Origin of the sequence: Streptomyces sp. SM1 (genome assembly GCF_002910825.1) — a bacterium.
GTDB classification, from domain to species: Bacteria; Actinomycetota; Actinomycetes; order Streptomycetales; family Streptomycetaceae; genus Streptomyces; species Streptomyces okerensis.
This window is the reverse complement of sequence record NZ_NEUB01000258.1, coordinates 1-10,982: the sequence shown is the minus strand read 5'-3', so window position 1 is coordinate 10,982 and position 10,982 is coordinate 1. Positions and strand designations below refer to the sequence as shown.

Sequence of the window (10,982 nt, the reverse complement as noted above, 5' to 3'; positions counted from 1 at the left end):
GCGCTGGCGGCGGCGATCCTCGCGGGCGGCGACCGGCTGCACCGGGGCGGACGGGGGTGACCGGCCGCTTGCGACGGGCGCGTTGAGAGCGACGTCAGCGGCGACAGCGGCGACAGCGGCGACAGCGGCGACGATCCGAGTCTTACCCGCGTTCGGATCGGCGGGACCCGCCACCGCGCCCCAAAGGGCGGTCATGGGGTCGTACAGATTCGGTGGAGATAGCTCCACCGAAACTTACTCTACGGTCAGGTTTCTGTCCGACCCTTCCCCTTGTGAGCGCATTTTCCTCCCCTGACCAGCACGGACGGGAACCACGACCGATTTCCGGCCCCCTCCCGCCCCCGGGCCTCGTGGGGTAGCTTTCACGGCGCTGCGCGGGACGACGACGTCGCGCAGGGGTCCGAGCACCGAGGGGCGGGATGCGGCTGTGCGCGAGTTCACCAACCCTCCGTCTGCCCTGGAGCCCCCGGTGGGCGGTCTGGCGGACGTGGTCTTCCGGTACGCCGAGGAGGACCCCGCGCGCATCGCGCTCGGCCGCAAGGACGACGGCGGCCGGTGGCGGGACGTGTCCAGCGCCGAGTTCCGCGACGAGGTGCTCGCGCTCGCCAAGGGGCTGCTCGCGGGCGGCATCCGGTTCGGCGACCGGGTCGCGATCATGTCCCGTACCCGCTACGAGTGGACGCTGTTCGACTTCGCGCTGTGGACGATCGGCGCCATGGTCGTCCCCGTCTATCCCACCTCCTCCGCCGAACAGTGCTGCTGGATGCTGTACGACGCGGAGGTGACGGCCGCGATCGTGGAGCACGAGGACCACGCGATGACGATCGCCACCGTCATCGACCGGCTGCCCCGGATGCGCAGGCTGTGGCAGCTCGACGCGGGCGCGGTGCAGGAGCTGTACGACGCGGGCGCGCATCTGGACGACGACGTGGTGCACCGGCACCGGCAGGCGGTCACGCCCGACTCGGTGGCGACGATCCTCTACACCTCGGGCACCACAGGCCGCCCCAAGGGCTGTGTGCTCTCGCACGGCAACTTCATGTACGAGGCGGACACCGTCATCGAGCGCTTTGAGCCGGTGTTCCACTCCCGCAGGGGCGACGAGGCGTCGACGCTGCTCTTCCTGCCGCTCGCGCACGTCTTCGGGCGGATGGTGCAGGTGGCGGCGATCCGCGGCAGGGTGAGGTTCGGCCATCAGCCTCAGCTGCACGCGGCGGCGCTGATGCCCGATCTGGCCGCGTTCCGGCCGACCTTCTTCCTGGCCGTGCCGTACATCTTCGAGAAGGTGTTCAACGCGGCGCGCCGCAAGGCGGAACGGGAGGGCCGGGCGGGGCCGTTCGAGAAGGCCGTCGACGTGGCCGTCAGGTACGCGGACGCGATGGAGGCGAAGGCGTGGGGCGACGGTCCCGGCCCGTCCACGGCGCTGCGCATGCAGCACCAGTTCTTCGACAAGCTCGTCTACTCCAAGATCCGTGCCGCGATGGGCGGCAGGATCCGGCACGCCATGTCGGGAGGCTCGGCGATGGACCGTCGGCTCGGGCTGTTCTTCGCGGGCGCGGGCGTGCACGTCTTCGAGGGGTACGGTCTCACCGAGTCGACGGCGGCGGCCACCGTCAACCCGCCCGAGCTCACCCGCTACGGCACGGTCGGGCAGCCGATCCCGGGAGTCACCGTGCACATCGCGGAGGACGGCGAGATCTGGCTGCGCGGCACCAACGTCTTCGAGGGCTATCTCAACAATCCCGAGGCCACCGACGCGACCCTGGACGACGGCTGGCTGGCCACCGGGGACCTCGGTTCCCTGGACGAGGACGGCTATCTGACCATCACCGGGCGGAAGAAGGAGATCCTGGTGACCTCGGGCGGCAAGAGCCTCTCGCCGGGGGTGCTGGAGGAGCGGGTGCGTGACCATCCGCTGGTCAACCAGTGCATCGTGGTCGGCAACGACCGCCCGTACGTGGCGGCGCTGGTCACCCTGGACCAGGAGGCCGTCGAGCACTGGCTGACGATGCGCGGCAAGCCGGCCATGTCACCGGCCGAGCTGGTGCGCGACGCCGATCTGGAGGCGGAGGTGCGGCGTGCGGTGGTCACGGCCAACACCCTGGTCTCGCAGGCCGAGTCGATCCGTACGTTCCGGATCCTGGCGCAGCCGTTCACCGAGGAGCACGGGCTGCTCACACCGTCGCTGAAGCTGAAGCGCAGGGCGATCGAGAAGGCGTACGAGGACGAGGTCGACATGCTCTACCGCGCGTGAATTCCCGGGTCAGGAATGCGCCACGGTCCGTGATCGTTGACGATGGGGGTAACAACCGACCCCAACCGAAGGATCGAGAACGCTCGTGAGCAAGGTCCCCCCGATCATCCTGAACAACGGCGTCGAGATGCCTCAGCTGGGGTTCGGCGTCTGGCAGGTGCCGGACACGGAGGCCGAGACGGCCGTGGCGACCGCACTGGAGGCGGGCTACCGCAGCATCGACACCGCGGCGGCCTACGGCAACGAGGAGGGCACCGGCCGGGCCATCGCGAACTCCGGGGTGCCGCGCGAGGACCTCTTCGTCACCACCAAGCTCTGGAACAGCGACCACGGGTACGACTCCACCCTGCGCGCCTTCGACACCTCCCTGTCGAAGCTCGGCCTCGACCATGTGGACCTGTACCTCATCCACTGGCCGGTGCCCGCCCGAGGCCGGTACGTCGACACGTACAAGGCGTTCGAGAAGCTGCTCGCCGACGGCCGGGTCCGCGCCATCGGCGTGTCCAACTTCCTGCCGGAGCACCTGGAACAGCTGGCGGCCGAGACGTCCGTCGTCCCGGCCGTCAACCAGATCGAGTTGCACCCCCACCTCCAGCAGCACGCCGCGCGTGAGTACCACGCGGAGCGGGGCATCGCCACCGAGGCGTGGTCGCCGCTCGGCTCCGGCAAGGGCATCCTGGAGGTCCCGGCGATCGTGGCGATCGCCCGGAAGCACGGCCGCACCGCGGCGCAGGTGGTGCTGCGCTGGCATATCCAGCTGGGGAACGTCGTCATCCCCAAGTCGGTGACGCCGTCCCGGATCGAGGAGAACTTCGACGTGTTCGGGTTCACCCTGGACGCCGAGGACCTCGCCGCGATCAGCGCGCTGAACGAGGACCGGCGGCTGGGTCCGCACCCGGCGGACGTCAGCTGACACCGGGCACGCGGACGGCCTCCCCCGGAGAGCCGTCCGCGTCCGTCCGTGCGGTGCCGGTCAGTTGGGCTGCCCGAGGGGCCGTACGACGACGGTGTTGACGTCGACTCCGGCCGGCTGTCCCATGGCCCACACGACGGAGTCGGCGATCTGGCCGGCGGTGAGCAGCTCGCCCGGCGGGAGGCCGCCGTGGGCGTCCCAGAACGGGGTCTCCACACGGCCGGGCGCGATCAGGGTGACGCCGACGCCCCATTCGGTGACCTGCCGCCGGGTGTTCTCGGCGAGCCCGGTCACCGCGTACTTGGTCGCCCCGTACAGGTTGCCCGGCGTCGGCACGAACCCGGCGACGCTGCCGATCAGCACGACGCGTCCGCGGGTCTCCCTCAGGGCGTCGATGGACGCCCTGATCAGCAGGGCCGGGCCGAGGACGTTGGTCAGCACCATGTCGGTCCACCCGGCGGGGTCGCCCTCGGCGACCGAATCGCCGGTGGCGAAGCCCGCGTTGGCGACGACGGTGTCCAGCCGGCCGAACTTCGCCAGCGCGGCGCCGACCGCCGAGCGCACGTCGTCGTACTCGGCGGCGTTGCCGGGCAGGGTCAACAGGGCTTCCGGCTCACCGGCTTCCTCCGCGAAGCGGCGCAGCCGTGCCTCACTCCGCCCGGTGACGGCCACCCGCTGTCCCGCGTCCAGCAACCGCCGTGCGACGGCGGCACCGATGCCGGAGCCGCCGCCGGTGATGAGTGCGACCCGAGCATCGTCGGTCATGAAAACCCCCTGTGTGTGCGTGGTGTGCCGGGGAGTCCATCACGTGGAGCGTTCTCGAAGTCAAGTCGTCATACGGGCCGCACGGCCGAGTGGACCGTGTGGGCGGCCAGGACGAACACATCGGGCCGGTGATGCACGCTCGCCCGGTCGCCGGGGTCGAGGAGCCGGTCGAGCGTGGCTCGGTCGTCGGCGTCCAGGTCCTCGGCGAGGACCTCGCGGGTGCGCGTGAGGGCGGCGGTCACATAGGCGCGGGCGCGGTCCGTGGCCGGCGCGTGGAGGTCCAGGAGGAAGGTGCGCGAGCGGGTGTGGTGCAGGCCTGCCGAGGCCAGCAGGGCGGGCCAGTCCTCGACGGCGGCCACCGAGCCCGGCAGTTCCGCGCGCATCCGGGTGAACCGGTCCTCCTCCGCCACGTCGATGCGCGCCTGGAGCCCCGGCCGCCCGAATCCGATGTCACGGGGCAGGAACCGGGCCGGCAGGCCGCCCTCCATCACCGCGAGGGTGCCGCCGGGCGCCAGCCGCTCGGCGCAGGCGGCCAGCGCGGCACTCTGGTCGCCCAGGTGGTGCACGCTGCGGCTGGCCCACAGCAGATCGGCCGGGTAGTCCAGTTCACCGAGCACCTCGGGGAGTTCACCCACGAGCGTCCCGAACCGGTCGGCCGCGCCCTGGCGCTCCGCCCGCGCACGGGCCCGCTCCAGCAGGACCTCGGAACCGTCGACGGCCACCACCCGCGCACCCGGGAAGGTGTCGGCGAACAGACCGGAGATGACGCCGGGACCACTGCCCGCGTCCACGATCAGTCCCGGTTCCGTCACCTCCTTCGCCAGCCAGCTGAGGGCGCGCTCGTACAGCGGGATGAACAGTTCCGCCTGAGCCTCGAGCAGGGGGGCCATCTCGGCCCAGTCGATGTCGCCCTGGTCGTGACCGTGCGTGCGCTCGTGGTGCTCGTACTCGGGCTCGGGCTCGGATTCTTGCTCGTGCCTGCGTTCGTGCTCGTGCCTGCGTTCGTGCTCACGCTCTGGCTCGTGCTCGTCATGGTGGTGGTGCGCCATGGTGGTCAGCCTCTCCGCTCGGATGCCGTCAGGGTGCGACGACGCACCGGAGACGGGCAACCGATGTTGCCACTACCGCAAAGACACGTCCGAGGTAAGAGGTGTGCGGCGGTCCGCCGGGTCCGGGCCTGGCCGGCCCGGTCCCGGCGGACCGGTTGGTCAGCCCGTCACGACAGCGGCGGGTACGCGTTCTTCATCAGCTCCTGGAACTGGGCGGAGAACCAGTGCCCGGAGACCGGGGCGTCGCCCAGCGCACCCGACATGTGGTTGTTGTTGCGCGGGTTACCGGTGTACGTGGGGTCGCACATCCGGTCGAAGCCCTTGCCCTCGTCGTTGTCGATGGCTTCGCTGGACCCGTCGGACTCACCCGGAGGCTTCACCCAGACGTAGGCGTCGATCCCGGGCTCCGGGGATGCCTGCGGCCGTTCGCCGAGTCCCGCACCCGCCTGGTTGCACCAGTTGCCGGTGTTGATCCGGCGGTCGTAGCGACCCCCGTCGACGTAGGCGTCCACGCTGGTGGTGGCGCCGGGACCGGTGGGCCGGTCCGGACCCCCCCAGCCGTTGCGTGAGGTGTCGATCAACATGCCGATGTTCGAGTCGAAGCCGAGGGAGACCAACTGGTTGCGCAGCGCCTGGGCGTAGGACAGCTCGTCCGTGTAGCGGTTCCAGTCGATCCACGCCGACTCACGCACCGACTTGCCGGCCACGTTGTCGTTGATGGAGAAGTGCTCCTCCTTCAGAGCACTGTAGTTGGCCGTGTTGGCGATGAAGCCGTGCACGTCGGCGACGGTCGCGCCCTCGGCGCTCGCGGCCTGTTTGAACAACTGCGCCGAGGGGCCGAAGTTGTCGTCCCAGCCCAGCCAGCCGTGGTGGCCGACGTCCACGTAGTTGTAGACGTTGGGGGCGTCGCCGAGCTTGTTCAGGGCGTAGCCGACGCCCTTCACGTAGTTTCCGTTGGCCTTCATGACGTCACATTCCGGCGTGGCGGTGACCCGCGGGCTGACGTTGGTGACCAGGTTGGGCAGCGAGTCGATCTCGACGGTGGTGACGATGCGCAGCGCGGCGTACTTCGGGTCGGAGAGGATCTCCGCGATCGGGTCGATGTACTCGGTCTTGTAGCGGTCGATCTCCGTCGGGCCGAGCTCGCCGTTGGAGGCGAGGGCGGCACAGTCACGGCCGGGCAGGTTGTAGATGACGACCTGGAAGACCAGTTCGCCGGATCCCTTCTGGGTCAGCGCCTCGTCGAGGTGTTCGCGCAGGCCCATCTTGCCGCCCGCACCGTTGATGGCCGCGATGCGGTCCAGCCAGACACCGGTGGGCTCGTCGGCGATGCGGTTGCCGCCCGGCTCGGCGGCGGCGTTCGCGGACCACTCGGGGTTCACGTAGACCTGGGCGCCGTCGTAGGGGTTGTCCACCCGCTCGCCCTCGCCGGGAGGATCGGTCGGGCCGCCGGAGTCGACGTTGCAGGTGACGCCGTCGAGGGTGAAGGTGGCGGGGACGGTGTTGCTGCCGCTGTAGGTGCCCTGGAATCCGAAGGTGGCAGAACCTCCGGTGCCGAGCGTACCGTTGTAGGACTCGTTGGCGGCTGTGACGTTCGCGCCGGACTGGGTGATCTTGGCGTTCCAGCCACTGGTGACCCTCTGGTTGCCGGCGTAGGACCATTTCACGGCCCACGACGACTTGGCGGCCCCGTTGTTGGTGACCTTCACGGAGGCGGTGAAGCCGGTGTCCCACTGGTTCTGCACCGTGTAGTCCACGGTGCAGGGGACGGCTGACACACCGACGTCGCCGGGGACGGCGGCGATCGCTGTTCCGGTGGCGCCTGCGACCAGCGCCGTGGCGGCGAGGAGCGCGGTTCTGGTGCGACTCATGGTGCGGGTTTCCTATCCGTAGGGGGCTGTCCTTCGGGGCGCGCGCGGACGATCGCGCGGCCTGGTGCCTTACGGGTGGGAATGCCGTTCCTGCCTGGCCGGGACCGGCCGGTGAGGCCGGCGGGGAGTTTGCGTGTGCAGCACTGACGGCAGGGGATCCCACGGGAACGAGCGACCCCGCGTCAGGTGCTCCACTCCGGCACGGGGGTGGCTAGAAGTACTGAACGCGGGGGGTGGCGCATGAGCGTCTCCTTGCAGCTCGGACGCGTCATGATCGACACGTCGACTGATGGAACCGCTCCCACTGGTGCCCTCGAAGCTAGCGCCTAGTGACGGTGAAGAACAGGGGGCTGCCGACTTTCGCTGGACTCACACCGCCGAATCCTCCCCGATGCTCCACAAGGCTTGACCGTTCACCGTCCCATCCTCATGATGGGAGCGCTCCCACTGGTTCAAGGCTTGACATGACCGAGTCGCAGGAGGAACCAGCACCATGCATCCCCCACCCAGGAGACGCAGCGGCGTCCGGCGGCTGTTAACGGCCGCCGCGGCGGCTCTGGCGCTCCCGCTGACGATGCTCTCGACCGGCACCACTCCCGCTCAGGCTGCGGCTGTCCAGTGCAGCGTCGACTACAAGACGAACGACTGGGGGTCCGGATTCACCGCGGAGCTGACCCTCACCAACCGTGGTACGGACGCTATCGACGGCTGGACCCTGACGTACGGCTACACGGGCAACCAGCTTCTGCAGAACGGCTGGAACGGCGCCTGGTCGCAGTCCGGAACGACCGTGACCGTCAAGGACGCCGGGTACAACGCCCGGATCGCCGCCGGCGCGGCCGTCACGACCGGCGGCCAGTTCAGCTACAGCGGCAGCAACGCCGCACCCACGTCCTTCGCGGTCAACGGCACCACCTGCGCCGACGCCCATCAGCCACCGATCACCGTGCTGACCAGCCCGGAGGCCGGCGCCGTCTACACCCAGGGCGAGACGGTCCCGCTCGCGGCCACCGCCGCGGCGGCCGACGAGGCGACGATCACCGAGGTGGAGTTCTACGACGACACCGAACTGCTGGGCACCGACACCAGCGCCCCCTTCACTCTTTCGGTCGCAGGTTTGACCGTGGGCAGTCATTCACTGGTGGCGAAGGCGTACGACAGCATGGGTGCCTCCGCGAACTCGGCCCCGGTCGGCATCACGGTCGCCTCCGGTCCCGCCGTGGTCGCCACGCCGACCCAACTGGGTGTCCAGCAAGGCGAGTCGGGCACCTACGCGGTGAAGCTGTCCAAGCAGCCGAGCTCGGACGTGACCGTCACGACCTCGCGGGCGAGCGGCAACTCCGGTCTCTCGGTGTCCGCCGGCTCCTCGCTCACCTTCACCCCGTCCAACTGGAGCACCGCACGGAACGTGACGATCGCCGCCGACGACTCCGGCAGCGGTTCGGCCGTCTTCGAGTCCTCGGCCCCCGGCCACGCCAAGGCGGCGGTCACCGTGACCCAGCTGGGCGCGTCGAAGACGTACGACGCGCGCTTCCTGGAGCTGTACGGGAAGATCACCGACCCGGCCAACGGCTACTTCTCCCCCGAGGGCGTCCCGTACCACTCGGTCGAGACGCTGATCGTCGAGGCGCCGGACCACGGTCACGAGACCACCTCGGAGGCGTACAGCTACCTGATCTGGCTCCAGGCGATGTACGGCAAGGTGACCGGTGACTGGTCCAAGTTCAACGGGGCCTGGGACGTCATGGAGAAGTTCATGATCCCGACCCACGCCGACCAGCCGACGAACTCCTTCTACAACGCCTCGAAGCCCGCCACGTACGCGCCCGAACACGACACCCCGAACGAGTACCCGTCCCAGCTCGACCCGGGTGTGTCCGTCGGCTCCGACCCCATCGCGGCCGAGCTGAGGTCCGCCTACGGCACGGACGACGTCTACGGCATGCACTGGCTCCAGGACGTCGACAACGTGTACGGCTACGGCAACGCGCCCGGCAAGTGCGAGGCGGGTCCGGCGGACACCGGACCGTCGTACATCAACACCTTCCAGCGCGGCCCGCAGGAGTCGGTGTGGGAGACCGTCCCACAGCCCACCTGCGACGCCTTCGAGTACGGCGGCACCAACGGCTATCTGGACCTGTTCACCAAGGACGCCTCGTACGCCAAGCAGTGGAAGTTCACCAACGCCCCGGACGCCGACGCGCGCGCCGTGCAGGCCGCGTACTGGGCGGACCTGTGGGCCGGGGAACAGGGCAAGGACGCAGAGATCGCCGGCACCGTCGCCAAGGCGGCCAAGATGGGCGACTACCTGCGCTACTCCATGTACGACAAGTACTTCAAGAAGGTCGGCAACTGCACCAGCGCGTCCTGCCCGGCCGGCACAGGCAAGGACGCCTCGCACTATCTGATGTCCTGGTACTACGCTTGGGGCGGCGCCACCGACACGTCGGCGGGCTGGGCCTGGCGCATCGGTTCCAGCCACGCGCACGGCGGCTACCAGAACCCCCTCGCCGCGTACGCGCTCAGCTCCTACCCGGACCTGAGGCCCAAGTCGTCGACGGGCGCCGCGGACTGGGGCAAGTCCCTCGACCGGCAGCTGGAGTTCTACCGCTGGCTGCAGTCCGACGAGGGTGCGATCGCGGGTGGCGCGACCAACAGCTGGGGGGGCCGGTACGCGGCACCGCCGGCCGGGACGGCGACGTTCTACGGCATGTACTACGACGAGAAGCCGGTGTACCACGACCCGCCGTCGAACCAGTGGTTCGGCTTCCAGGCGTGGTCCATGGAGCGGGTCGCCGAGTACTACCAGCAGACGGGTGACGCCGACGCCGGGGTCGTCCTCGACAGGTGGGTCGACTGGGCGCTGTCGGAGACCACGGTCAACCCGGACGGCTCGTTCCTGATGCCGTCGACGCTCCAGTGGTCGGGACAGCCCGACACCTGGAACTCCTCGTCCCCAGGCGACAACGGCGGCCTGCACGTCACGGTCGCGGACTACACCGACGACGTCGGTGTGGCGGCGGCCTACGCCAAGACGCTGACGTACTACGCCGACCGCTCCGGTGACACCGAGGCGGCGACCACGGCGAAGGCGCTGCTGGACGGCATGTGGGAGAACAACCAGGACGCGCTCGGCATCGCCGTCCCGGAGACCCGCGCCGACTACAACCGCTTCGACGACCCGGTGTACGTCCCCAGCGGCTGGAGCGGCACCATGCCGAACGGCGACACGATCGACTCGTCGTCGACCTTCGCGTCGATCCGGTCCTTCTACCAGGACGACCCCGCCTGGTCGAAGATCGAGAGCTATCTCGCGGGCGGCGCCGCACCCACGTTCACGTACCACCGGTTCTGGGCCCAGGCCGACATCGCCCTGGCCATGGGCTCGTACGCGGAGCTCCTCGAGTAGCCCCGTCGGCGCTCCGCGTACCGGCCCCGGCACCTGACGCCGGGGCCACCAACCGGCCGGGCGGCCCTCTCGCGCACGGGGGGCCGCCCGGTCCTCGCACGCTCCCTCCACCTCCACCTCCCCCTTCCCCCGTGAGGAAGGAACGCGCCCTGCGAAGAGCCCGTGTCCTCACCGGCGCCCCCGGAGCCGGCCACCCGGCTCGCCGCCGACACCTGCACCTCCACCTCCACCTCCACCTTTCCCGGACGGCCGGAGGATCTCCCGGCTCTGGCACGCGTCCCTCTCCCGGTCGGGCCCGGCGGTGACCGTACGCAACACCGACTGGAACGGCGCGGTGGCCCCGGGTTCTTGCGCCACCTTCGCCTTCACGGCCACCCGGTCGGCGGCGAACACGGCACCACCGGCGTTCGAGCTGGGTGACCGGGCCCGCACGGTGCGACGAGAACCGCTGGTGGAGCATGAGACCTCCACTCCACCAGCAACACCAGGGAGCCGCACGTGCCCGGCCGGATCACGGCGTGGGAGGGAGCACCGGCGTGGAAGTAGGTGGTCGAGGCGGTGACGGGGGCCGGGTCGACCTTGGTGCCGGCCCGGTAGACGCTGAAGGCGGCATCGTCCGGATCGGTGCCGAGCCGGCACCGGCTGACCAGGTTGCCGCTGCCGGTGTGGACGCTCACCACACCGCGGTCGAGGTTCTCGACCTGGCGGGCGGTCGCGGCCT

Annotated in this window: 8 protein-coding genes and 1 pseudogene; 4 read left to right on the top strand and 5 right to left on the bottom strand. The window is 69.9% G+C overall.

Features of this window, described 5'->3' with window-relative positions; translation table 11 throughout:
- Window positions 1-195, bottom strand: a 195-nt coding sequence (locus B9S61_RS41500) for a hypothetical protein (RefSeq protein WP_219819894.1), incomplete at its 3' end; no start/stop codon positions are given.
- Between the two features lie 232 nt (window positions 196-427).
- On the opposite strand from B9S61_RS41500, the gene B9S61_RS06090 reads away from it, so the two are divergent.
- The gene (locus B9S61_RS06090; protein WP_103541266.1) at window positions 428-2,254 is read left to right on the top strand and encodes a long-chain fatty acid--CoA ligase; all 1,827 of its coding nucleotides are present in this window, start codon (window positions 428-430) and stop codon (window positions 2,252-2,254) included.
- Between the two features lie 85 nt (window positions 2,255-2,339).
- Window positions 2,340-3,167: an aldo/keto reductase gene (locus B9S61_RS06085; RefSeq protein WP_308457751.1), complete on the top strand. Its 828-nt coding sequence runs from the start codon at window positions 2,340-2,342 to the stop codon at window positions 3,165-3,167.
- Window positions 3,168-3,227: 60 nt separating this feature from the next.
- On the opposite strand, the gene B9S61_RS06080 is transcribed toward B9S61_RS06085, so the two are convergent.
- The 3 genes from B9S61_RS06080 to B9S61_RS06070 form a co-directional block, all read right to left on the bottom strand.
- A complete protein-coding gene (locus B9S61_RS06080) occupies window positions 3,228-3,932 on the bottom strand; it encodes an SDR family oxidoreductase (protein ID WP_103541265.1) in 705 nt (234 codons plus the stop codon).
- Between the two features lie 68 nt (window positions 3,933-4,000).
- Complete coding sequence (locus tag B9S61_RS06075) at window positions 4,001-4,981, bottom strand: trans-aconitate 2-methyltransferase (protein ID WP_103541264.1); 981 nt, start codon at window positions 4,979-4,981, stop codon at window positions 4,001-4,003.
- A 167-nt stretch (window positions 4,982-5,148) separates the two neighbouring features.
- A complete protein-coding gene (locus B9S61_RS06070; RefSeq protein WP_103541263.1) occupies window positions 5,149-6,852 on the bottom strand; it encodes a glycoside hydrolase family 6 protein in 1,704 nt (567 codons plus the stop codon).
- 493 nt (window positions 6,853-7,345) lie between these two features.
- Here B9S61_RS06070 and B9S61_RS06065 point away from each other — a divergent pair, with 493 nt between their 5' ends.
- Both B9S61_RS06065 and B9S61_RS06060 read left to right on the top strand, forming a co-directional pair.
- The gene (locus tag B9S61_RS06065; protein WP_103541262.1) at window positions 7,346-10,261 is read left to right on the top strand and encodes a glycoside hydrolase family 48 protein; all 2,916 of its coding nucleotides are present in this window, start codon (window positions 7,346-7,348) and stop codon (window positions 10,259-10,261) included.
- A gap of 256 nt (window positions 10,262-10,517) precedes the next feature.
- Window positions 10,518-10,823, top strand: a complete 306-nt coding sequence (locus B9S61_RS06060; protein ID WP_103541267.1) for a cellulose binding domain-containing protein — start codon at window positions 10,518-10,520, stop codon at window positions 10,821-10,823.
- On the opposite strand, the pseudogene B9S61_RS06055 reads toward B9S61_RS06060, so the two are convergent.
- Window positions 10,780-10,982 (bottom strand): annotated as a pseudogene (locus B9S61_RS06055) (rhamnogalacturonan lyase); the annotation flags it as partial. The gene B9S61_RS06060 and the pseudogene B9S61_RS06055 overlap by 44 nt on opposite strands.